The sequence below is a fragment of the Methanosarcina sp. WH1 genome, assembly GCF_000970005.1.
Taxonomy (GTDB): domain Archaea; phylum Halobacteriota; class Methanosarcinia; order Methanosarcinales; family Methanosarcinaceae; genus Methanosarcina.
Genome location: NZ_CP009504.1, coordinates 2432907 through 2456300, shown reverse-complemented (window position 1 = coordinate 2456300; position 23394 = coordinate 2432907). Strand labels below are relative to the sequence as shown.

The following is a 23394-nucleotide window of genomic DNA, read 5'->3' as shown; positions in this document are numbered from 1 at the left end:
GTATGCGGTCTGTTTCGTTTTGCTCAAGCGGACTAATTTTTGGATATCACTGATTGAGAATAGACCCAATTCTAAAGATTTCGGGATGTCTGATACGAAGAAGTTCTCTTCTGTTTTCCATCCAGCGTCCTGTTCAGTCAGCACAGGTTGGACTGTCTGAATGGCTGAGATTAAGAGAAAAAAACACTGAGGTTCACTCGGGTTTTTTCGGTCATTTACTTTGCAGGCAAAGCTTTAAATCAGATGATTCAGTTGTATCGCATGTTTCATTTTCGGGATTAGATCCCGTTGGAATGTGGTCCTGCAGGCAGGGCTGAACCGTGAAACATAAGTGAAACTTGGTGTTTAAATTGGTAAAATCTTTTTATGGATACATACGTGATGCATGGAAAAACCCTGATGAGACTTACGTGAACGAGCTCCGCTGGGAGCGCTTGCAGGTCTGGAGAAAGCAGGGTTCTGTGACCAGAATTGAAAGGCCCACAAGAATCGACAGGGCACGCTCCCTTGGATACAAAGCCAAGCAGGGCATTATCGTTGTTAGAGTGAATGTGCGTCGCGGAGGTCTTGGTAAAGTAAGGCCCAACCGTGGAAGAAGAACCCAGAAACTGGGGACGAATAAGCTCTCAGGTGGAATAAGCATCCAGAGGATTGCTGAAGCCCGTGCAGACCGAAAATACCCGAACCTTGAAGTCCTGAACTCCTACTGGGTAGGGGAAGATGGAAAGCACAAGTGGTTTGAAGTCATCCTTGTAGACCCGCACCACCCTGTAATAAAGAGCGACAAGAACCTTAACTGGGTCTGCGACTCGTCCGTCAGGGGCAGAGCTACCAGAGGCAAAACAAGCGCTGGTCGGAAGGGCAGAGGCATGGCCACACGCGGCAAGGGAACTGAAAAGACCAGGCCGAGCATCCGTGTACATAAGAGTCGAGGCAAGTGATTCATCACATAACAATGCGTGTGATCGCCCACGCAACCGAAGACGTATCCAGAGTCCGCGAGACTCTGGACTTTTTTTTATCCGGTGTCGGCGTAAAGGAAGGGAGTAAGCTCGTTGAAGAGCTTGAGGCTGAAGGGCACCATGGAAATCCAATTACTATCCTTAGCGTACAGCTTAAAAGGAAGGCAGAATGCCTGAACTTTGCCCGCTTTGTCCATGAAAACTTTTCGGAAGAAGATGCGAGAATGCTCAGGAAAGAAATGCCCGAAAGGCTGGACGATGATACGGTTTTTCACCTCCGCTTTGACAAGCAGGCGGCATACCTGCAACAGGTAAAACTGACTAACTCTTCTGACGCTATTATTGCAAAGGTCAAGATCGAAACTTATCCGAAGAACAGGGAGAAAGCCGGAGCCATAGTGGAGGAGTTGTTTGGGTAAACCGAAGTATTATGATTTTTGTGTTCATGCAACTCCGGATGGGAATAATACTGCTCCGGAGCTGGTTTCCCTTGCCCGGCATTTTGGATACAGCGGGATTGCCCTTGCAAACCATTCCGATAAACTCCCTGATAAAAAACCGGTACTACCTTCCATCGGGGGTTTTGAGGTCTTTCGGGGAATTGAGCTTGTGGAAGAAAACCCCTCGAAGTTGCACAGTTTGATCGGAAAATTCAGGAATTCAATGGATGTCCTGATTGTTCACGGAGGGGCCGAAGCGGTCAACAGAGCTGCGCTCGAAAACCACAGGGTGGACATCCTTAACCACCCGGCTTTTGACAGGAGTAGTGGGTTAAACCAGGTGCTGGCAAAGGCAGCTGCAGAAAACGGAGTTGCAATAGGTATCACCCTGAGACCGTTTCTTCATTCCCGGGGTTCAAGGCGCATCCGCCTGCTGTCTGACCTTAAAGCAAACCTTGACCTTGCAAGGAAATATGATGTTTCCCTTGTACTTTGCAGTGATGCTGTGTCCTGCTTTGACCTGCGCTCCCCGATGGAAACCCTTGCTCTTGCTGAGGTTTGCGGGCTTGAAGAAGCTGAAGCTCTTGATGCCATAAGCACTGTTCCTGAAAGAATTATCACAAAGAATCGCCCTGGTCCGGGGTATGTAAGGGAAGGCATTGAAGTGCTTGAGGGAGAGGATTTCTTTTGAAACGCCTGCTTCCTTCGCTCCGCGCTAAAAAGCGCTATCTTGCCTTTGAGCTGATTTCAGAAGAGCCCGCAGGTAGAAATGATATCGTTAAAGAAGTTATTTCCTCTGCTTCCTCACTGCTCGGAGATGTTACAACCAGCGACTGTGACATTAAGGTGCTGGGATTTGAAGACGGAAAAGGAATTATTCAGTGCTCCCATACCAGAGTAAAAGAAACGAGAGCCGCCCTGGCCGTTTTGACCCGGATTAACGGAAAAAGGGCAACTCTTCATGTGCTGGGAGCTTCAGGCACCGTTAAAAGAGCGACGGAAAAGTTTCTACAGGACTACAGTCCCTTTGAACCTGAAATACAGGAAAGAAAAGATTCAGGATATGCCTACCGAAAGGTAAATTAAAATCGGAAAAAGTAAGGGCTGAGATCCGGGTTTTCAGAATTCCAGATTTTATATGTAGTCTGGTTTATATCCGGGCTTATTTATATGAAGTAAGAACCGGATGTCTGCCTTACAGCAGTGACAGAAGTCTGCAAGTATCATTCAGCCAGACTTAAGGGTATCTGCTGAATCTTTCAGGTGGGAACTTTCCGTTGCAATATTCAGTAACCGCCGAATAAGCTGTCTAATATATGCTATAATGAATGGGTATTAGTGTAACAAGATATAATATTGATTGGCAGAACTGATTGACAGAAGAGCAGCTTTGCCCGGACTCCAGGTAGTTTATGCATGAGTGGTATGAGGGTCTGGATTGGAGGCGTCTCTTAATTTCGGGTGTAGAAGGCAATGGAAGGTAAATTATTCCTTACAGGTTCTAAATCCGACTTTAAGCGCTGGAAAAGCCCCCGGCTCTCACAAGCATTATAACTGAGTAAATACAGTTTATTAACGGACATAGTTAACATTGGAATGGACCTTCAGATCCTGCAAAAAAAGTTGATTAGAGTGTGTTAATCCGGGTTATGCCGGAAAACGAGCTTTGCAGGGTAAAAATGCCTTTAACTCCCTGTAACCGGGATATTTTCCGCTGGTTTCATCAGTAAAAAAATTTTATCAGGATTGAAAGTCTCGCGTAAAAGGCTAAAAACTCTAATAAGGAAGAAATACGTTATAGGGAATCAAAAATCGGTTTCCTTACCTAAATGCTGGGTCGGAGACTTTAAGCTCCTGAGCTTTCGGGATATCCGCACAGGTTAAATAGCGTTTACTGACCAAAGCCTTTTTTGGGCATGCGGTGATTTAGTTGACGATTCTGCGGATTTGAAATCCCTTAGGAAAAATGACCGGTTTCTCACCGGGAAAATTGAAACAATATAGAACATAAATTAAGGCAAGGAGATACGGAATATGCAGATGGCACCACAGATGGGTTATGACAGGGCAATTACGGTTTTCAGCCCTGACGGAAGACTTTTCCAGGTAGAGTATGCCCGCGAAGCGGTCAAAAGGGGAACAACAGCCGTAGGAATCAAGGCAGCTGATGGGGTAGTGCTGCTGGTTGACAAGCGAATAACCAGCAGACTTGTGGAAGCCGAATCAATCGAAAAAATATTCCAGATTGATGACCACATAGGAGCCGCAACCTCAGGGCTTGTGGCAGACGCCCGCGCCCTTGTTGACAGGGCTCGCGTAGAAGCCCAGGTAAACAGGGTTTCTTATGACGAACTCATAGGTGTGGAGGTAATCTCTAAGAAAATTTGTGACCACAAGCAGACCTACACCCAGTACGGTGGAGTTCGCCCATACGGAACTGCACTCCTGATTGCCGGCGTGGATGACAAAAGGCCAAGGCTCTTTGAGACCGACCCTAGCGGGGCTCTCCTCGAGTACAAGGCAACAGCCATAGGCGCAGGTAGAAATGCAGTTGTTGAGGTTTTTGAGGCAGATTACAAGGAAGATATGAATATTGAAGCTGCTATCCTCCTCGGGATGGATGCACTCTATAAAGCAGCTGAAGGCAAATTCGATGCCGGAACCCTTGAAGTGGGTGTCGTGTCTCTTCAGGACAAGAAATTCAGAAAACTGGAGCCTGAAGAAGTTGGGAACTACGTTCAGCAGATCCTTGAGAAACACAAGGAAACTGAAAACAAAGAATAAAACCTATAACTATTTAAAGAATGAGTAATCAGAGAAATTCTGAATCTCAAACTTACATCTTAGAGAAGGTATTCGAAAATGGTGTCCTTGGACGAGGCAGTGACTGCCCGGCTTAAAAGAGGCAGCAAACATTTCGAAGTACTGGTCGAGCCCGAAGGGGCTCTGGCCTATAAGCGAGGAGAGGAAATAAACCTCGAAGACATTCTGGCAGTTGAAACTATCTTCGAAGACGCAAACAGAGGGGACCGGGCAGCAGAGTCCGATATAATCAACTCTTTTGAGACAACCGACCCCTTTAAGATTGCTGCCGTGATCCTGAAAAGCGGAGAGCTTCAGCTTACCGCTGATCAGAGAAAACGAATGCTTGAAGAAAAAAAGAAAAAGGTTATCTATACCATTTCCAGAAATGCTATAAACCCTCAGACTAGAGCACCCCACCCTCCCGCAAGAATAGAAAGAGCGATGGAAGAGGCAAGGGTGCACATAGACCCTTTAAAAAGCGTAGATCAGCTGGTAGCTATTACAATGAAAGCCATTCGCCCGCTTATCCCGATACGCTTTGAAGAAATCAATATTGCTGTGAAAATCCCTCCCGAATATGCTCCCAAAGCATACGGAGATATTTCTAAAGCCGGAAGCATTACGAAAGAAGAATGGCAACATGACGGCTCATGGGTTGCAATAGTGCGGATTCCTGCGGGAGTCCAGACTGATTTTTACGCTCTTATAAATCATCTCACGAAGGGAGAGGCTCAGACGAAACTTTTATAAGAGGATGTTGGATGGATAAAAAAATAGTGATCCCTGGTGACCTGTTATCCGAGGAAATGAAAAAAGCCGGATACGGGACGTATATCAAGAACAACAAGATCTATTCTTCGTTTTGTGGTATTGAAAACCTCAAAGAGGATAAAGTTGGAGTGATCCCACTTGCGGGAGCGTATATCCCCTCAGTGAATGATGTGGTGATAGGGATCGTTATTGTGGTTACTCCATCCAACTGGATACTGAATATTGCAGCTCCTTATGATGGTCTGCTCCATGTATCCGAATATCCGAGAAGAGTCGAATCCCGAGATATGCCTGAAATCATGAACGTGGGTGACTCTGCAATCCTCAGGGTAAAAGATGTAGACAGCTCCATGAAAGTCGAGCTTGCCCTGAGGGATCCGAGCCTTCATAAACTCAAAACAGGCCAGATTGTTGAAGTTGAGCCTGTAAAAGTCCCCCGTGTAATAGGACACGGCGGTTCCATGATCTCCATGTTGAAGAAAGAGACAAACTGCAGCATTTTCGTAGGCCAGAATGGCAGAATATGGATCGATGGAAAGGACGAAGATGTAGAACTTTTGAGTAAGGCTATTCGGAAAATCGAACTTGAAGCCCAGCGTACCGGATTGACAGACCGGATCTACAATTTTTTGAAAGATGAACGGATTAAACAGAAAGAGTCCAAACCTATTACGTTTTTTCAAAATGAGAATAAAGGCGCTACTACAGGAAAGGAAGATCATTCCGAAGATATTTACAGGAAGATCGATGTACTGCTGGACTCAAAGAATTGAATTCCGGATAGAGTCAATAGGATTTAGGTAAGCTTCTCTAGAGTATTTTGGTTTAGGAGTTGTTTGGAGATTAAAGTATGAGTAATAAACCTGAAAACTTAATATTAATCACTGACGATGGGCTGCGCCTTGATGGGAGACGTGCAGATGAAATAAGGCCCATGAAAATTGAGGTCGGCGTACTTTCGCGAGCCGACGGTTCATGTTATCTTGAATGGGGCAGGAATAAGATCCTGGTAGGTGTGTTCGGACCCAGGGAAGTCCATCCCCGCCGCAGCCAGCGCCCAGATTCGGCAGTTGTCCGTTACAAGTATAATATGGCATCATTCTCCGTGGAAGACCGTGCTCGCCCAGGGCCCAGCAGGCGAAGCATCGAAATCTCAAAGGTTTCCAGGGACGCTTTCGAACCTGTGATTATGGCTGAGCTGTTTCCGAAGACAGCAATTGATATTTTCGTGGAAGTGCTCCAGGCCGATGCAGGGACAAGGACAGCAGCTATTAATGCTTCAAGTATAGCTCTTGCAGATGCCGGAATTCCCATGAAGGGTCTTATTACCTCCTGTGCTTTCGGAAAGGTTGAGGGGCAGATTGTACTTGACCTCAATAAGGAGGAGGACAACTACGGAGAGGCTGACTTCCCTGTAGCAATGACCCAGGACGGGGAAATCACTCTTGTCCAGATGGACGGGCATCTTACTCCTGAAGAGATTAAGAAAGGCCTTGAGCTCGTAAAGAAAGGGTGCAAGGAGATCCTTGAGATTCAACAGGCAGTCCTTAGAAAGAAGTTTGAGACCCCTGTTGAGGATACGACGGAAGAAACTGCAGAAACTGAAAAGGAAGTCAAAAAAGAAGAGACCATACCTTCCCCCAAGTCTGCTCCGGAAACAGCAGTGGTTAAAGAGATTGAGGTAAAGGAAGAATTTGGAGCAGAGGCATCAGAAGAACCATCTGCAGATGATGTCCTTTCCAGTGAGGTAATCCCTGATCTCGAAGAAGAGCTCGAGGAAGATATTGAAGAAGAGTTCAAGGAAGAGCTCGAGGAAGATATTGAAGAAGAGTTCAAGGAAGAGCTCGAGGAAGATATTGAAGAAGAGCTCGAGGAAGATATTGAAGAAGAACCCGAGGAAGATATTGAGGAAGAACCCGAGGAAGATATTGAGGAAGAACTCGAGGAAGATATTGAAGAAGAGCTCGAAGCCGAAGAGGAAGAAGGGGATTTTGAAGACGAAGAGAAAGCCGGAGAAGAGAAATTTGAGGCTGAATCGGAAGAAGATTTAGAGGAAGATTTAGAAGAGGATTTAGAAGAGGATTTAGAAGAAAATTTAGGTGAAGAACTCGAAGAAGAGGAAGTTCTTGAAGAGAAAGCCGAAGTTGAAGCCTCTTTTGAAGGTAGTCCTGAACTCAAAGGATTTGAAGAAATTGAAGCCAGGTTTGAGAAAGAAGCTGCTTCCAGAGAAGCCGAAGAAGAAATGGGTTTCGAGCCTGAAGCTGAGGAATCTATCGAGGAAGATCTCTCCTTTGAAGAAGAAGCCGAAGTTGAGGAAACTGAAGCTGTTTCAGAAGAAACTATTGAATCTGAAACAGATGTCGAACCCGAGAGTGAAACCGGAGAAGTTTCCACTGAAGCGGTAGAGGCAGAAGAAGAGCCTGAAGAAGAAAAATCCGAAGGTCCCTGGAAGGTAGTAAAAGACCCCTCTGAAGCCGATACCAGAGGTGAAAAAAATGAGTGAAATCATAGCCACACTTAAGAAGGACTATATTTACAATCTGATGGTCAAAGGAAAGCGCCAGGACGGGCGCGGGTTTAAAGACTTCAGGGATCTCAAGCTCGAAACAAACATTATTTCCAAAGCTGAAGGTTCTGCAAAGGTTACCCTCGGGAACACCCAGGTTCTTGTAGGTGTGAAGCTTCAGACCGGAACTCCATTCCCAGACTCTCAGGATGAAGGAGTAATTATTACCAACCTTGAGCTTAATCCGATAGCTTCTCCCGAATATGAGCCAGGCCCTCCAAGAGAAGATGCAATCGAAATGGCAAGGGTTGTTGACAGGGGAATCCGGGAATCAGGCGCAATTGATATAAAGAAGCTTTGCATAACGATGGGAGAATCCGTATGGATTGTCTTTATAGATGTCCATATCCTGAACAATGACGGAAATATCATTGATGCATCCTGTCTTGCTGCAATTGCAGCCCTTATGACCACAGTTGTCCCGAACGAACAGCATGGACTGGGTGAGAACGTGCCCCTTGCAATGAAAGAAGAAATGCCCGTTGGCATAACTCTTGCTAAGATCGGTTCAAAACTGATGATTGACCCCTCCCTTGACGAGGAGGCAGTTTGCGAAACAAAACTGACCATAGTTTCCAGTTCGGACGGATCTGTTGCAGGCATGCAGAAAATGGGTTCTGCCCCTCTTACCGAGGCAGAGCTGTTCGAGGCAATAGACCTGGCACTTGAAAAGGCAGCCGAACTCAGGGAACTTTACCTGAAAGGGCTTGCAAAAAGTGAATAAATCAGGCAGGATTAATTAAATATAAATATTAAATGCCAGTATTACGGTCTAAGTGCACATATTAAGGTGATAGAAGAACCCGGGTCTCTGGGCTAACAGTCCATAGATCGGTTAAGGGCTCTATCACTTTGATTACATACATTTCAAGGAGTTATAACGATGGCAAAAAAATTCACTAAGAAAGGAAGAATTTCCAGATCTGCAGGCAGGTTTGGTCCCAGGTATGGGAGAAAAGACCGAAAGCTTGTTGCAGACCTGGAAGAACGCATGCGAGCTCCGCATGTATGCTCTAAATGTGCCCGCCCCACAGTTAAAAGGATTGGAACCGGGATCTGGAAATGCAGCAAGTGCGGACACACCTTCGCTGGTGGGACTTATATCCCATCCACAAGTGTTGGTCAGACCCTGCTGCGCACCATGAAAAACATTGTTGAGGCAAAGTAAACAAACGATTTTTAGGAATGTGAGGTTGTATGGGTTACAAGTGCACTCGATGTAAACAGAAAGTGGAAATTGACTACGAGTACACAGGCATACGGTGCCCGTATTGCGGACACAGGATCCTGGTAAAAGAGCGTCCTACAACCATCAAACGCATCAAGGCCGAGTAAGAAGTATGTTAGTTACTTCTTCTCGCAAACCTTCTGCAAAGACCCGGACGCTTTGCAAACTTCTTTCGCGCTTTATTGCCGGCAGAAGTATTTCCCGCGGTAAGATGGGCATGCAGGAGCTTCTGGAGTTTGCAGAGGGTGGTCCTTTCATAGTCGTAGGAGAGTACCACGGAAACCCCGGGGAACTCGGCTTTTATGACGATACAGGGAAACTTCTTTTTTCTCTAAGGTTTTCGGACTGGTATTCTGAGGAAATCGATTCTTACTGGTTTCCAGATGTTGAACCGGGAATTGCAGGTAAGGGAGAGATTGCGGACGCATTTGAGTCTTTTTTCCATTTTAACAGGGTCGAAAGCGATAAAGTCGATCAGCTCCCCCCCCGTTCCACATTGATGGCGGCAGGAGAAAAAGAGATCGATTTTATGGGCAGTGGGAAGTCCCTTTTTAAGCTGACTGTCAAAGGTTTCAAAAAGTACTGACCGAACACCCTTTTTCAATCCCTTTTTTTAATATCAACTTTATTTATTTCAGGTCCGGATTTAAGAGTTCATTTTCAGGACTGTTGTTTTCAGAATAAACTTTTTAAATGTAAAGTTAGAATCCATAGCCAGTTTAAATTTAAGGTTTTTAAATCCAGATTCTTCCCAGGAGGAGTTCTTTGAAACTTTCCGCAGAGTTTACATTTGAAACCGAAACTGCCGAAAAGATCTATCAAGCTGTCCTTCCAGAACTTAATGATAACTTCTCTGAAAGGTCAAGAATAGATTTGTCCCTTGAAGGGGCAAACTGCCTTTTACTTACGGTTAAAGCCGAAGATGCAGTTTCTCTGCGTTCTGCTCTGAACACCTGGTTCAGGCTCATCCAGATCGCCCAGGAAGTCCTTGAAGTCACATCTGAATAACCCCGCAAATCAGCGTTCAGTCAGCCAGAGCATCTTTGGAGGCATATATCCAGACTTACCAGTCATGGGTATAGAAGCGGATAAGGCAGGAATATACCTCAGATATATATGCAACTGCTTTTTATGCCCAGGGTCTTTAAAATAAGTGTGTAAATAAGGAATCCAAAATCTATGATGGCAGGATTGTGAGGGTTTTACCCATGATATATTTAAATTTTTATTAATTCTTATTTAAATTCATATTAAATTTTTATATGTATTTAAAGAGTAAAATTGAAAGAACAAACGTCAAAACTCAATAAAATATTATATTATTTTACCCCCAGTGTTTATATGCTTCACTATCCTTTTTAATGTTAATACCTATTGCTTTTAGCTTGTCTTTATCTTAGTCTGCGGGGTGTCTGGAATAGATATTAGTAAAAAAGTTTTTATAATAACAATTTTAATTTTTTCCGTACTTATCTCTACATTTACGTTTACCTACAATGTTCAGCTTTCTAATTTTTTGGAGCTTGAACAGGCTGATACATTGAAGAATGTAGAAAAGGTACAGAATGTGGTTTCTACCGAACAGAGTTATCTTGATAACATGGTTCAGGACTGGGCCTGTTGGGATGATACTTACCAGTTTATTGAAGATAGAAATCAGGAATACATAAATGTTGACCTTCAGAATCAGACCCTTGCCGGACTTAAAGTAAATGTTATGCTTTTTGTGAATGATACCGGATTCCTTACTTATGCAAAATCGATAGACATTAACACAGGTGAAGAAAAGCCAGTTCCGGAAAAACTTCTTGAACTGGTAGAAAGCGGTGTCCTTTCCACAAAATCAGAAGATGACGATATAAAAGGCTATGTTTTGCTCGATGAAGATCCCATGTACATTTCCTGCCATCCGATCCTTACGACAAAATATGAGGGGCCTGTGAAGGGCACTTTAATTTTCGGGAGGTACTTTGACAGGGGCCTTCTTGATTATTTCAGAGAAAATACCTGCTCTTCAATTTTAATGTATAGGGTAGATAAAGATATGCCTTCCGATTTCCAGGTAAATTTTCAACGTTTTTCCGAATTCACGGAAAGGAATATTGTTGAACCCGTTAGTGAAAATAGAATCGCAGGTTATTTTGAGTTAATGGATGTTTCAGGCCAGTCTGCCCTTATTATGAGAGCTGATTTCCCAAGAGACCTCTATTTGAACGGCAAAAGAACCCTGAATTACATGTATTTTTTCCTTTTGCTAACCGGGCTTGTGACAGGGGTCGGAGTTAAATTTGCACTTGACAATCTCTTTGTTTCAAGACTGGTTGAGATTGACAATTTCGTTACAAAAGTCAGGTCGGAAAAAGACCTTTCCAGAAGATTGGTTCTCAAAGATAATGATGAACTCTATCGTCTGTCAAGAGAAATAAACGGGATGTTAAGTGAAATCCACCTGGCAGAGCAGGGATTAAGGGCACAGGAGCGGGAAAAGAAAGTCCTGCTTGATTCTTTAAACGAGCTGGTTATTTTCGTAAACCCCCAGCTTAACATCGTCTGGGCAAACAAAGCCGCTCTTGAATATATGCAGATGGATCTTGAAAAAGTAAGGGGAATCCACCTTACAGATACTCCGGGTATGGGCGGCTCACTGGTTGAACACCTGCCGCTTGAAGATATCTTTGCATCAGGAAATAAAGTGTCAGGGGAGTTTACTGTAGAGGACGGAAACTCCTGGTTTATCCAGGCTATCCCGGTGACTGACGAATATGGCAGGATTATAGGGGTTATGGAAACCTGCAGTAACATTACTGAAAGAAAAGCAATAGAAAAACTTCTTCGGGAAAAACAAATAGCAGAAATTGCAAACCATACCAAGAGTGAATTCCTGGCAAATATTAGCCATGAACTGAGAACTCCACTTAACTCAATCATAGGTTTCTCAGACCTGCTGCATGAACAGGTTTTTGGAGAGTTGAATGAAAAGCAGTTAAAGTACACAGGCAATATTTCGAGGAGTGGAAAGCACCTTCTGAATCTGATCAATGACATTCTGGACATTTCTAAAATAGAAGCCGGAAAAATGGAGCTTGATTATAAGGAGTTTAAACTTTCCAGTAAACTTGACACGATAAAATATCTCCTGTCTCCAATCGCAGGCCGGAAGAATATTCAAATTGAAATCTATATGGATAGCAAGCTTACCAGCATCCGCGCGGATGAGGCCAGGTTTGTCCAGATTATGTACAACCTCGTCGATAATGCCATAAAGTTCTCCTATGAAAACAGCTCTGTAAAGATAGGGGCAAGAATAAAAGGAGACCTGGTAGAAATTACGGTTAAGGATACCGGAATCGGGATCAAGGCTGAGGACCAGAATAAGCTTTTCAAGTCCTTCAGCCAGGTTGATTCCTTTTCTTCAAAAAAATTCCAGGGAACTGGGCTTGGCCTTTCTTTAGTTAAGCAGATTGTACGCCTGCATGGAGGATATGTCTGGTTCAGGAGCAGTCCTGGAGAGGGGAGCACCTTTGCTTTCACAATTCCGATAAACGGCGTGAAAAGGGATTGTGGCGATACTGTGCCCGAGAAGAAAGAACAAAACAGCTGAAAACTGGATGAAATCGCAGATATCAGTAAGCAGATTAGCAAGCAGATTAGCAAGCAGATATCAGTAAGCAGATTAGCAAGCAGATTAGCAAGCAGATTAGCAAGCAGATATCAACAAATATGATATATAAAGATAAAAAAGGATATATAAAAAGGAAATATTGAATGGGACTTAATTCAAAATCCATTAGAGTCCGGCAAGCAAAAAAAAGATTTTTTGCGCTTTCCGGTATTTTGTCCAGCTGGAGGCTTGATTAATGAATTTTTACACTTTTAACCTCATTTAATAGAGCTTTTTTCATCCCCGATCCGTCATTTATATTTAATACCTTGCCGCTCCGGTTTTTTTCGATTTGGGACCTTTATTTTGCCTGAAAGCCCGCTCCGGGCATTTCTTGGAATCGGTTTTCCCGCGTACTTCAAATCCTAGGCTAAAACATTCGCCCTTTATTTCATCAATAGCCGTATAAAATCTGCAGTCTTGGCATGTAGGCATTAGGATTACTACCTCCAGATACGTGAAGGCCATCTGGTTCTTGAGTTTCAGATGTGTTATTTCCGGGACACAATCTTTGAAGCGGAAGTCGCTCCTCTTTTAATAAAGGTGAAGGATGTATCCCATAAATAATGTGTATATATGAATAAAATGTTTTTGGTAGGCAATAAGGTAGGCAGCAGGTGAGTTTAGAGGAAAATGCTGCTTTTTCAGGAGTTATGATGAAAAAACAGTAAAGGTGTCATTCCGGAGAATAAAGCAGGGATATTAGCTTGATGTAATCAGGGATATTAGCTTGATGTAATCAGGGATATTAGCTTGATGTAAGCAGGGATATTAGCTTGATGTTGTCCAGGTGTCTATTGGAATAATAACTTCATGTTGCAGGGGGAGCAGCCATATAATTTTTTATCTTCTCAAACCTCCTCGTCCTCTTCGAATTCTACATCAAGGACAGGAAGTTCCCTGACATTTCCTTTCCGGTCATAACAGGTCCAGCTCTCCCTGTTGTATGGGCGTCCCGCTATAATATGGCAGTTTCCGGTTTTTGAAAACAGGCGCAGGTCGGCTTGTGAGGGCCTTCGGTTTGCTCCCGGATGGCTGTGGACCGATCCTGTGGCTTTTACATTCGGCATCATGAAAAGTCTGAGGACTGCATTTGAGTCGCTTGATTCGGTTCCGGGAAGGATAAGCACCTCGGTGATTATTCCGTTTTTCTCCTGTAAAAGCCCGGCAAACTCTTCCGGAGCCATTGATTTGCTGGCTTCGAGGATAAAATCAAGAGTATCCCGGGCAATTCCTTTAATCTGCATACAGAGTAATTCTCCTGAAATGGTATATCTTTTTCTGGAAAGCGGGATATGAATTCCAAGAAATAATCTGGGGAAGAAATAAAGGAAAAAATTCTCTCTTAATTTTTATATTTCTAAACTGCAACCTGAACCTGTGTTTTTTAGTCGAGTTCATTTTACCTCCCCCATTGGGTTTATCTATTATTTCCACAAATTATTATGTAGCATTATATTTCTTACAGGTAGTTTTTCCGGAGTTTTCTCTCTCCGGACACAGGTTTGCTGTAGCACAGGAGGTTTTCGAAATAAGAGACGTTCATCTGGTTTTAGGTTCGGAAAGAGAACTGGGAGAAAATATGGAGAAGGACTCTGAAGGAGCTTCTCAAAAGGACGCCGGTAAGGGTATGAAAAAGGATAACGACACGCACGCTTCATTATATCAGGAATCGCTTGCAATGCACAGGAGGCTTGGGGGTGTACTTGAAGTTGCAGGCAAGGTCCGCCTCCGTACAATCCACGATCTCAGCGTTGTCTATACGCCCGGAGTTGCCGAGCCGTGCCGGAAAATAAGCGAGAACCCCAGTCTTGTCTACCTTTATACCCTTAAGAAAAATACAGTTGCTGTCGTAACGGACGGGTCAGCAGTGCTCGGGCTTGGAAACATAGGGCCATATGCAGCTCTGCCGGTTATGGAAGGAAAAGCGATTATCTTTAAAGAATTTGCCGGTATAGACGCTTTTCCTATCTGCCTTGACACCCAGGATACCGAAGAAGTGATAAAAGCGGTAAAATACCTGGCTCCGGCTTTCGGGGGCATCAACCTTGAAGATATCAGTGCCCCCCGCTGTTTTGAAATCGAGACTCGGCTTCGGGAAGAGCTCGACCTTCCTGTCATCCACGATGACCAGCACGGGACAGCCATTGTCGTATTTGCCGGGCTTCTGAATGCCCTTAAAGTAGTGAAAAAGGAGCTGGGTGGGTTAAAAATAGTTATCTCAGGGCTCGGGGCTGCAGGGGTTGCAATTCTCAGGTTCCTGGTCCGGGCAGGTGCAGATCCTGCAAAAATTCTTGCCTGTGACAGTAAGGGAATTGTGTACGAGGGGCGAGAAGAAGGCATGAACTATATAAAAGAGGAAATTGCAAAGCTTACAAACCCTGAAAAAATAAGAGGTGGGCTCAAAGAAGCTTTCCCGGGGGCGGATCTTTTTATAGGGGTCTCAGCCGGAGGGATCGTGACCGAAGATATGGTCCGCTCGATGGCAAAAGACGCTATTGTAATGGCAATGGCAAACCCTGTCCCTGAAATCATGCCCGATGCTGCAAAGCAGGCGGGGGCAAGAATTGTTGCTACTGGCAGGTCAGATTTTCCAAACCAGCTCAATAACTGCCTGAGTTTCCCGGGACTTTTCAAAGGGGCTCTTGGCACCTGTGCAAGGAAAATAACGCCTGAAATGGAAATGGCAGCAGCCTATGCCCTTGCAAATGTTGTGACTGTCAACGAGCTTTCCGAAGACCACATCATCCCGGACCCCCTTGAGAAGCATGTAGTGTCTGCGGTTGCAAAAGCCGTTGCTGATGCGTCATTTGAAAGTTGTGCTGCAAGAAAAAACCTTGAAGACAGTATCTGAAAGACTCAGACAGTATCAGAAAGACTCAAACAGTATCTGAAAGACTCAGACAGTATCTGAAAGACTCAGACAGTATCTGAAAGACTCAGACAGTATCTGAAAGACTCAAACAGTATCTGAAAGACTCAGACAGTATCTGAAAGACTCAGACAGTATCTGAGATACCAAAATTTCGGTTAAAAAAGCTCTGTTTACATCTCAGAATACTATCTAAGTCCCGGAAAATAACAGTTGAAAATATCAAAACATTCTTAAAGCCAAAAAAGAAAGTGTCAATTGGAATTTATTCGGCTTTGTTTTTTTTAATTTCTTCCAATATTTTCTTTTGTGTCTCTGCAATCTCTTTTAATGTTGCATTGATCTCTGTCAGAATCTCCATCGTGTTTTGTGTGATGATGGTTTCCTGGGTTTCTACCAGGCACTTCTCAGTTTCCTCCATTTCTTCCCTTTGTAATTCCAGCAGAACACCTCCCAACATACCAAATTCACGGCTCTTTTCGTCGTTTACTGTCTCTTCATCTTCAAGATTCATGCTTCTAACATTGCTGCGAGATATAAATAGATTAGTTTTTTAGTTTTATAGGGAATTTATCAAAATGAGCTTTGAGATGTTGAAAACAAATGTCGGATACGGGAAACAGGCCAATAATGAATTAATTATATGCAGAACAAAGGTGTATGCAGTAAAAAGGAAAAATGCAGGACAAGGTATATGCATTAAGAAGGTACAGAAGCCCACTTCCTGGGTGCTAAAACCTGGAGGAAAAAAATGAGCGAAATTCAACGAAAGTTTGATGCTATTTCAAAAAAGTATGATGAACAGAGAAGAAAGTTTATACCCTGCTTCGATGACTTTTATGGAACAGCGGTATCCGTGGCGTCAGTAGATTCTGAAAATCCAGGTATCCTGGATATAGGTGCTGGAACAGGCCTTCTATCGGCATTTCTGATGAAAAGATATCCAGAAGCATCATTTACGCTTATTGATACCTCAGAAAAGATGCTGGATATGGCAAAAGACAGGTTTGGAAATAACTCAAACGTAAAATACATTGCAGCAGACTATTCAAAATATGATTTCACGGAAAAATACGATCTGGTAGTGTCAGCCGTATCTATCCATCACCTGGAAAACGAAGAAAAAAAGGAGCTTTACGAAAAGAGTTACTCCATACTCAAAGAAAAAGGAGTTTTTATCTCCCGAAGCGGGAAGACTCCTTCCTCGGACAATCCGGTTCTACCGGATTGGACAGGTGGGAGATGAGAGCGTCAACTTCCCCACAATCCGAAGATAATAACTTCGTATATCTCTATATAGTTACAAAGTGTATCTTATAAAGATGCTTCGAGGTAACAGATACCGAATTTACCCTAATAAGGTGCAAAAAGCTCTTATGGAAAAACACTTTGGTAGCTGTCGTTTTGTCTATAATAAACTCCTTGAAATCAAATCGTTAATGTATAAAAAATTCAGAATAAGTCTCTCGGAGTTTGACCTTAATAATCACCTTTTAGTTTTGAAAGAAGTGTATCCCTGGTTGAAAGAAGTTAATGCAGGAGCATTGCAACAAGCAAGTAGAAATCTGAATAAAGCTTTTACAAACTTCTTTAATTTTGGATTTGGGTATCCTCAAAAGAAAAAGAAAAAGGATCACCATTTTTCCTTTCAGATTCCTCAACACTATAGTCTTGATACATCTATTTCCAAAGTTTTGTTGCCTAAGTTTGGTTGGATTAAGGTTAAGATGCATAGGGAAATTAGCAAAGGAAGTTTGAAAACTATAACTATATCCAGAACACCAACAGGAAAATACTACATAAGTTTTCTAACAAATGATGGAGAAAAACTTCCAGAAAAACAAGAATTTTCTCATGCTACCTTGATTGGAATAGATGTAGGAGTTACGACTTTCGCTACTCTTTCTACCGGAGAAAAAATTGATAACCCAAAATTTCTGAAAAACTCTCTTGAAAGATTGAAATGTTTGCAAAGAAGAGTTTCTAAGAAAGTTAAAGGTTCAAAAAACCGGAGAAAGGCAGTCTATAAACTTACGAAAATCCACGAAAAAATAAGTAATCAAAGGCATGATTTCCAGCATAAAGTTTCAAATCGGTTAATCAGCGAAAACCAAGCAATAGCCGTTGAAACTCTCAATATTAAAGGATTAAAGAAAAACCACAAATTATCTCAGGTTATCAGTGATTCAGCATGGTATTCTTTCGTACTGAAATTAACGTACAAAGCTGAATGGGTAGGAAAAACTATACTGAAAATAGGCATGTTTGAACCTTCCTCTAAAACCTGTAACGTGTGTGGTTATAAACTTCAAGAATTAAGTTTAGATATTAGAGAGTGGCAATGTCCTGATTGCAAAAATACGCATGATAGAGACATTAATGCCGCTATCAATATTAAGAAAATTGCTGTAGGGACTACAGTTTGAGCCTGTGGACCAGGAAAAAACGGCAACCGCCTAGTATGAAGCAGGAAGCACCTCCCTCAAAAACTTGAGCTATTAAGCGAAAGTTTTAGGGAGGGGTAGTTCACTAACGCCGATTAGGTACATGGGGAAACCCCTTTCATAGAAAACCTGAATAAAACGACCTGGAGACAGCATGTCGAAAGCAGCGGCTTGCCCGAAGAAGAAATACTGGCAGGGTATGAAAGAGTTAAGCTTGATAAGGATACATGCCTGGACAAGCAGCTTGATTGGCTTAAAGAAGCAGGTTTTTGTGATGTTAGCTGTATATATAAGTACTATCAGTTTGCAGTGATTTTTGGGAGAAAAACGGGAAAAAATAATAGTTGAATGGAAACTGCCCTGGAAGTGCAGGAAAATATGCAATCGATTTTGCCCATCCGTGTTTCAGTCCCATCTGTAAAAAGTGGGTTTGGGAACCTGGAGATTCGGAACCACTACCGAATAAATAACAGAATCAGGCAAAGCCGCTTAAAGAAACCAGCGCTACAAAGACAATTACCAGTAAAATGGACAGAAACATAGCCAGAGCAGACCTCTTCAGGCTTACGTCATGTACAAACTTGCCGCCCACAACATAGAGATAGAGCTGGTAAACCCCGAAAATCCCGCCTGCAAGAGGAATCCAGAGGAGGGAGGTCGCAGCAGAGGCATAGAGTACGAACCTTACAGTACCCTCATAAGTTCCCTTTCCCCCAAGCTTTTTTTGAATAATATGGAGGAGTGTTGCGTCGAGAAGGAGAGCAATAACACCTGCTACCGGTGTCATAAGTGCAACTGCAAATACCATCAAAGAACTGAATCCTTTGATATCGTAAGCTCCGGGATTAAAAATCAGGTAAAAAAGTGAGTATATGGCAATGTTGATTACTGCAAAAATGATAGGATCACTGTATCCTCCTGTCTTTGGCATTTCGCTGTAAAAATGAGAGGGGCTTTTTATAACCTCTTTCCAGGTTCCAATGTAATCAAAATTTTTCATGGTAAATAATATTACAAAGTTATATTTATATTTGACCTGCCGGAGTGTAAACATACGTAACGCAAAAAATAAGAATTTCCGGCAAAAAATCGAAATACTCCTTGAAATACTCCTTGAAATACTCCTTGAAATACTCCTTGAAATACTCCTTGAAATACTCCTTTTTTCAATCTTTGAGCATTGGGACCGAAAAGTATGCTCCTATGTTTCTTCTCCTTGACCGGTTAAAACAATGATGGGTAGAAAATATTGATTATTATGACATCTTAGAGCGAGATCTAGCAATTTTTGAGCAAATGCTCTCACATAAAATTAAAGCTGATAATCCGATTTTCTTAAATGCTGAGATATCATTGCAGACAATAGCAGGTCAGCATCCATTTGTTAACGGAAACAAAAGGACCGGAATAGCTACTGTGATAGTTATTTGGAGAAATGTTTGGTTTAATTTAATAATAAGATGTGCCAATCAATTTTGATTTTCGCAATTTATTTTATTCGTTCGGGTAGGTAAAGGTTTTATTGCTCCACAGACTCATAAAACAAAACCTTTATATTCGAATTTTACGTACTTCTTCCCACAACATTGTATATAGATGAACATCATGTTTCTGAAGTGAGAGCAGCGGTAAAATTCCTTAAAATTCTTCTCGAATTCTCAAAATAATTTTACAAAATTCATTGAGTATTCAGGTTCGTTTTCAACCTCATTTTATTTCGCTTGAGGTTGTCAAAATTTATCCAATTCGTTAAAGTATTACCCGATCCGAGATGAGTTTATTTGACTGAAAAAAAACTGTTAATGGGTAATGAATCCATTGCACTTGGAGCGATAGAAGCCGGCGTACAGGTAGTTACCGGGTATCCGGGAACTCCCTCGACCGAAGCTCTGGAGACAATTATCCGGTATGCGGACAGGTGCGGGATTTATACCGAATGGTCGAGCAACGAAAAGGTTGCACTTGAAACGGCTGTGGGGGCGGCTTATTCCGGGGCAAGGGTGCTTGTGACCATGAAGCAGGTAGGGTTAAATGTAGCATCCGATCCCCTTATGAGCCTGACCTACATAGGGGTAACAGGGGCTCTTGTCCTGCTTGTTGCAGATGATCCGGGGCCTCATTCCTCTCAGACCGAGCAGGATACCAGAGCTTTCGGGCATTTTGCAAATATCCCTGTCCTTGACCCTGCAAACCCTCAGGAAGCGTATGAGCTTACGAAGCTGGCTTTTGAGCTTTCGCACGAATTCGAAATTCCGGTCATCCTCAGGACTACCACAAGGGTTTCCCACAGTTGCGGGGATGTGGAACTCGCAATTGCAGAACCTGCCCCGGTTGAAGCTTCCTGTGAAGGCTTTACAAAGGACAGGCGCTGGACGATTTTCCCACGGCTTACTGCCGAGAGGCATCCCTGGCTTGAGGACATGCAGGTGCAGCTTTCCGAGCGCTTTTCAGGGCTTCCGTACAATTCCTTATCGGGAAACGGAAAAATAGGGATTATAGCCTCAGGAGTTTCTGCCCTCTACGTAAAGGAGGCTGTAAAGGGCTTTGAAGAGCTTTTCACCCTCTTCAGGGTTGGGACAGTGTATCCGTTCCCTGAAAAGGCAGCTCTTTCCTTTTTAAAGGGCATCGAAAAACTGATCGTGGTCGAAGAACTTGACCCATACCTCGAGGAACAGGTCCTCCAGCTTACTGGAAGGGCTCACCTGCCTGTTGATATCTATGGAAAAAAGAACGGGTTTTTCCCGGTGAGTGGGGAATATAATGTGGATCTTGTTATTGACGGTATCAACAAAGTGCTTGCAGACCTTGGAGAACCTTCCCACCTTTCCCATGCTTCTCCTGCCGTTTTAAGGGAAGAGCTCCCACCCCTGCCGGTCCGGGCTCCGACCCTCTGTGCGGGCTGCATGCACAGGACCGTTTTTTACGCATTTAAGCAGGCTGCAAAACAGCTTAAAAATGGCTCCCAGGTTGAAACTATCTTTTCCGGGGATATCGGCTGTTATACCCTTGGAAACGCCTTTCCTCTCAACATGGTTGATACCTGCCTCTGTATGGGGGCAGGAATGAGTATTGCCGCCGGGCTTTCCCGCACAAATCCTGAAGTAAAGCAGGTAGCTTTTGTCGGGGATTCGACCTTCTTCCATTCAGGCATCCCTGCTGTGGTAAACGCAGTCTACAATGGAGCCGATGTTACCCTTGCCGTTCTTGACAACCGTACAACTGCCATGACAGGGCACCAGCCCCATCCCGGAATAGGAGTAACTGCCCTTGGAAGTGCCTCAAAAGCCATTGACATTGCCAATGTGGTTCGGAGCTGTGGAGTTGAGTTCGTAAGGACCGTGGAAACAGGTAGCCTGGAAAACTGCGTGGAGGCGGCAAAGGAAGCCATGGAATTTAAAGGGCCTTCGGCAATCGTGTTTAAAGGAAAATGTGTAGGAATTACAAAATCCGGGACAAGACTTACAATTGATCCTGAAATCTGTACAGGCTGCGGGTTCTGCGTAAAGCAGCTCGGATGCCCCGCAATATTCCTCCCTGCAGGAGAAGATAAACCTCTTATCCAGGACAGCTGTAGCGGTTGCGGGCTCTGTGCACAGATCTGTCCTTCAGGAGCCATAAGGGAAGACGGGGTGAAGGAATGAAGGGTGAAGGAATGAAGTATGATATTCTGATTGCAGGCGTCGGAGGGCAGGGTGTTGTGCTTGCTTCCCGCATGTTCGCACTTGCTGCAATGAAAGCCGGGTTCCGGGTGAGCACTGCTGAAACCATAGGCATGTCCCAGAGAGAAGGTTCGGTAAGTAGCCATATAAGGATTGGAGATGAGATTTCGGGTTCCCTTATCCCTACAGGGCATGCAGACTTGATTATAGGGCTTGAACCCGCAGAAACCATAAGAAATCTGCCTTTCCTGAAAAAAGGCGGAAAAATCCTGGTAAACTCTCATGCCATACCCCCTGCATCAAAACCTCCGGGAAGTCCCGAATATGTCCCCGAAGCTTTGCTGGCTTTTCTGGAAGCCCACGTTCCGGGTATACTTTGCCTCGATTTTACACAGCTTGCAGAAGAAGCAGGCACGTACCGGGCTGCGAACGTTGCAATGCTGGGAGCGGCTGCAGGCACGGATATGTTGCCTTTTTCAAAAGAAATTATTCTGGCAGTACTTGAAACCGAAATTCCTGAAAAACACAGGGCTGTAAACAGGGCTGTGTTTGAAGGTGCGATCAAAAAAATTAAGCTAAGCTCCGGGCACCCGGACCAGGAACAGAAGGTGAAATCAAATGTATGAAGCATCTTTGGAATCTGAGCTCGATCCGGATGTCCAGCTCTACCATCCCAAACTCTCGGAAGATGATACCCTTGCAAAACTGAAGAACCTGCTTAAACGCGTGGTTGAAGGTAGCTCCTTTTACCAGAAGAAGTTCAGGGAAGCAAACGTTGATATCGAAAAAATCCGGTCACTTGAAGACCTGAAACTCCTGCCTTTCACACACAAAGAGGAACTTAGGGACGCCTATCCCCTCGGGCTGCAGGCAGTGCCGGATTCCGCAATCGTAAGAATCCATTCGTCCTCCGGGACAACCGGCAAACCTGTCATTATCCCCTATACCCGCAAAGATGTTGATGTCTGGGCCGAGCAGATGATGCGCTGCTACATGCTGGCGGGCCTTACCAACCAGGACAGGATCCAGATAACGCCCGGATACGGGCTCTGGACTGCAGGAATAGGGTTCCAGCTCGGAGCCGAGCGCCTTGGAGCAATGGCAATCCCCACAGGCCCCGGAAACACCGAAAAACAGCTTGAAATGCTTACTGACCTCAAGACCACAGCCCTTGCAAGCACCTCTTCATATGCACTTTTGCTTGCCGAAGAGATCGAAAAGCGCGGCTTGAAGGACCGGATCAATCTCCGGGTAGGAATTATCGGTTCAGAGCGCTGGAGCGAAAAGATGCGCAGCAGGATCGAAACCGAACTCGGGATCGAGACTTTTGACATCTACGGGCTGACCGAAATCTACGGGCCCGGAATTGCCCTTGACTGCTCCTACCACGAAGGGATGCATTACTGGTCTGACCACCTGCTTTTTGAAATCATCGACCCAATTACCGGTGAGCAGCTGCCTGATGGCACTCTCGGAGAGCTTGTAATAACCACCCTCACAAAGGAAGGAGCTCCTCTGATTCGCTACAGGACAAGAGACCTGACCCGAATAATTCCAGGGCACTGCAAATGCGGCTGCCCCTTCCCGAGAATTGACAGGATCCTCGGGAGGTCTGACGACCGCATAAAATTCAAGGCCGTAAATATCTACCCGGGCCAGATAGAGGATATTACCCACAGGGTCCCCGGAGTAAGCAGTGAATACCAGATCCTCCTTACCCGCAAAGACGGCAGGGACAGTATGCTCTTCAGAGTAGAAATCGAAGAAGCTGAAGACCTCTCAAAGAAAGAAAAAACCAAAAAAGCCCTGGGAAAAGCCTTCAAGGATTTTATAGGGGTTACCGTGGATATTGAAGGTGTAAAAATAGGGGAACTTCCAAGAAGCATGAAAAAGACAAAAAGAGTAATCGATGAAAGGGAGCTTTAAAACCCTTTCATCATTTAAGCTTCCTTTCGTTACCTGTTTTATTATCCTGTTTTATTACCC

At 44.0% G+C, this 23394-nt stretch carries 26 protein-coding genes; 22 read left to right on the top strand and 4 right to left on the bottom strand.

Annotated features, from left to right (window positions below; genetic code table 11):
- The first annotated feature begins 350 nt into the window (after positions 1-350).
- From MSWH1_RS10755 to MSWH1_RS10695, 14 genes are all read left to right on the top strand, one after another.
- Positions 351-941: a 50S ribosomal protein L15e gene (locus MSWH1_RS10755; protein ID WP_048128420.1), complete on the top strand. Its 591-nt coding sequence runs from the start codon at positions 351-353 to the stop codon at positions 939-941.
- Positions 938-1381 (top strand): RNA-binding protein, encoded by a 444-nt coding sequence (locus tag MSWH1_RS10750; protein WP_082088109.1) that lies wholly within the window; start codon positions 938-940, stop codon positions 1379-1381. Before MSWH1_RS10755 ends, MSWH1_RS10750 begins: the two co-directional genes overlap by 4 nt.
- Positions 1374-2093, top strand: a complete 720-nt coding sequence (gene rnp3 / locus MSWH1_RS10745) for a ribonuclease P protein component 3 (protein ID WP_048128414.1) — start codon at positions 1374-1376, stop codon at positions 2091-2093. Before MSWH1_RS10750 ends, rnp3 begins: the two co-directional genes overlap by 8 nt.
- The gene (locus MSWH1_RS10740) at positions 2090-2488 is read left to right on the top strand and encodes an Rpp14/Pop5 family protein (RefSeq protein WP_048128412.1); all 399 of its coding nucleotides are present in this window, start codon (positions 2090-2092) and stop codon (positions 2486-2488) included. Before rnp3 ends, MSWH1_RS10740 begins: the two co-directional genes overlap by 4 nt.
- A gap of 948 nt (positions 2489-3436) precedes the next feature.
- A complete protein-coding gene (psmA, locus tag MSWH1_RS10735) occupies positions 3437-4186 on the top strand; it encodes an archaeal proteasome endopeptidase complex subunit alpha (protein ID WP_048128409.1) in 750 nt (249 codons plus the stop codon).
- Between the two features lie 78 nt (positions 4187-4264).
- Positions 4265-4957, top strand: a complete 693-nt coding sequence (locus MSWH1_RS10730; RefSeq protein WP_048128406.1) for a ribosome assembly factor SBDS — start codon at positions 4265-4267, stop codon at positions 4955-4957.
- Between the two features lie 11 nt (positions 4958-4968).
- A complete protein-coding gene (gene rrp4, locus MSWH1_RS10725; RefSeq protein WP_048128404.1) occupies positions 4969-5751 on the top strand; it encodes an exosome complex RNA-binding protein Rrp4 in 783 nt (260 codons plus the stop codon).
- A gap of 77 nt (positions 5752-5828) precedes the next feature.
- Positions 5829-7481, top strand: a complete 1653-nt coding sequence (rrp41, locus tag MSWH1_RS10720) for an exosome complex exonuclease Rrp41 (RefSeq protein WP_048128400.1) — start codon at positions 5829-5831, stop codon at positions 7479-7481.
- Positions 7465-8268: an exosome complex protein Rrp42 gene (gene rrp42 / locus MSWH1_RS10715; RefSeq protein ID WP_048128398.1), complete on the top strand. Its 804-nt coding sequence runs from the start codon at positions 7465-7467 to the stop codon at positions 8266-8268. The genes rrp41 and rrp42 overlap by 17 nt, the downstream gene beginning before the upstream one ends.
- 159 nt (positions 8269-8427) lie before the next feature.
- On the top strand, positions 8428-8712 hold the full coding sequence (locus tag MSWH1_RS10710; protein ID WP_048128397.1) for a 50S ribosomal protein L37ae: 285 nt from the start codon (positions 8428-8430) through the stop codon (positions 8710-8712).
- A 29-nt stretch (positions 8713-8741) separates the two neighbouring features.
- Positions 8742-8879, top strand: a complete 138-nt coding sequence (locus MSWH1_RS18315) for a DNA-directed RNA polymerase subunit P (RefSeq protein WP_011021777.1) — start codon at positions 8742-8744, stop codon at positions 8877-8879.
- Between the two features lie 5 nt (positions 8880-8884).
- Entirely contained in the window at positions 8885-9358 is a 474-nt protein-coding gene (locus tag MSWH1_RS10705; RefSeq protein WP_048128395.1) for an rRNA maturation protein, read from the top strand.
- 179 nt (positions 9359-9537) lie between these two features.
- The gene (locus tag MSWH1_RS10700) at positions 9538-9780 is read left to right on the top strand and encodes a KEOPS complex subunit Pcc1 (protein ID WP_048128392.1); all 243 of its coding nucleotides are present in this window, start codon (positions 9538-9540) and stop codon (positions 9778-9780) included.
- Positions 9781-10180: 400 nt separating this feature from the next.
- Positions 10181-12373, top strand: coding sequence for a CHASE4 domain-containing protein (locus tag MSWH1_RS10695; protein ID WP_048128390.1), 2193 nt, complete (start codon positions 10181-10183; stop codon positions 12371-12373).
- 321 nt (positions 12374-12694) lie between these two features.
- Here the strand turns inward: MSWH1_RS10695 and MSWH1_RS19670 are convergent, their stop codons facing one another.
- Entirely contained in the window at positions 12695-12868 is a 174-nt protein-coding gene (locus MSWH1_RS19670) for a hypothetical protein (RefSeq protein WP_197073966.1), read from the bottom strand.
- 416 nt (positions 12869-13284) lie between these two features.
- Positions 13285-13680, bottom strand: coding sequence for a Mov34/MPN/PAD-1 family protein (locus MSWH1_RS10685; RefSeq protein ID WP_048128386.1), 396 nt, complete (start codon positions 13678-13680; stop codon positions 13285-13287).
- A gap of 383 nt (positions 13681-14063) precedes the next feature.
- Here MSWH1_RS10685 and MSWH1_RS10680 point away from each other — a divergent pair, with 383 nt between their 5' ends.
- Positions 14064-15287, top strand: a complete 1224-nt coding sequence (locus tag MSWH1_RS10680; protein ID WP_231591970.1) for an NADP-dependent malic enzyme — start codon at positions 14064-14066, stop codon at positions 15285-15287.
- 283 nt (positions 15288-15570) lie between these two features.
- On the opposite strand, the gene MSWH1_RS10675 is transcribed toward MSWH1_RS10680, so the two are convergent.
- Complete coding sequence (locus MSWH1_RS10675) at positions 15571-15819, bottom strand: hypothetical protein (RefSeq protein ID WP_048128384.1); 249 nt, start codon at positions 15817-15819, stop codon at positions 15571-15573.
- A gap of 237 nt (positions 15820-16056) precedes the next feature.
- Here MSWH1_RS10675 and MSWH1_RS10670 point away from each other — a divergent pair, with 237 nt between their 5' ends.
- The 3 genes from MSWH1_RS10670 (at position 16057) to MSWH1_RS10660 (ending at position 18097) form a co-directional block, all read left to right on the top strand.
- Positions 16057-16551: a trans-aconitate 2-methyltransferase gene (locus tag MSWH1_RS10670; protein WP_082088108.1), complete on the top strand. Its 495-nt coding sequence runs from the start codon at positions 16057-16059 to the stop codon at positions 16549-16551.
- 76 nt (positions 16552-16627) lie between these two features.
- A complete protein-coding gene (locus tag MSWH1_RS10665) occupies positions 16628-17731 on the top strand; it encodes an RNA-guided endonuclease TnpB family protein (protein WP_048130414.1) in 1104 nt (367 codons plus the stop codon).
- A 189-nt stretch (positions 17732-17920) separates the two neighbouring features.
- Positions 17921-18097 (top strand): hypothetical protein, encoded by a 177-nt coding sequence (locus MSWH1_RS10660; RefSeq protein WP_197073967.1) that lies wholly within the window; start codon positions 17921-17923, stop codon positions 18095-18097.
- Positions 18098-18224: 127 nt separating this feature from the next.
- Here the strand turns inward: MSWH1_RS10660 and MSWH1_RS10655 are convergent, their stop codons facing one another.
- Positions 18225-18749 (bottom strand): YIP1 family protein, encoded by a 525-nt coding sequence (locus MSWH1_RS10655; protein WP_048128382.1) that lies wholly within the window; start codon positions 18747-18749, stop codon positions 18225-18227.
- 248 nt (positions 18750-18997) lie between these two features.
- Between MSWH1_RS10655 and MSWH1_RS20870 the strand changes: the two genes are divergently transcribed.
- The 4 genes from MSWH1_RS20870 (at position 18998) to MSWH1_RS10635 (ending at position 23334) form a co-directional block, all read left to right on the top strand.
- On the top strand, positions 18998-19228 hold the full coding sequence (locus tag MSWH1_RS20870; protein WP_369798598.1) for a Fic family protein: 231 nt from the start codon (positions 18998-19000) through the stop codon (positions 19226-19228).
- A gap of 302 nt (positions 19229-19530) precedes the next feature.
- A complete protein-coding gene (gene iorA / locus MSWH1_RS10645) occupies positions 19531-21390 on the top strand; it encodes an indolepyruvate ferredoxin oxidoreductase subunit alpha (RefSeq protein WP_048128378.1) in 1860 nt (619 codons plus the stop codon).
- A gap of 11 nt (positions 21391-21401) precedes the next feature.
- Positions 21402-22034 (top strand): indolepyruvate oxidoreductase subunit beta, encoded by a 633-nt coding sequence (locus MSWH1_RS10640; protein WP_048130413.1) that lies wholly within the window; start codon positions 21402-21404, stop codon positions 22032-22034.
- Complete coding sequence (locus tag MSWH1_RS10635) at positions 22027-23334, top strand: phenylacetate--CoA ligase family protein (RefSeq protein WP_048128376.1); 1308 nt, start codon at positions 22027-22029, stop codon at positions 23332-23334. Before MSWH1_RS10640 ends, MSWH1_RS10635 begins: the two co-directional genes overlap by 8 nt.
- The last annotated feature ends 60 nt before the right edge of the window (positions 23335-23394 follow it).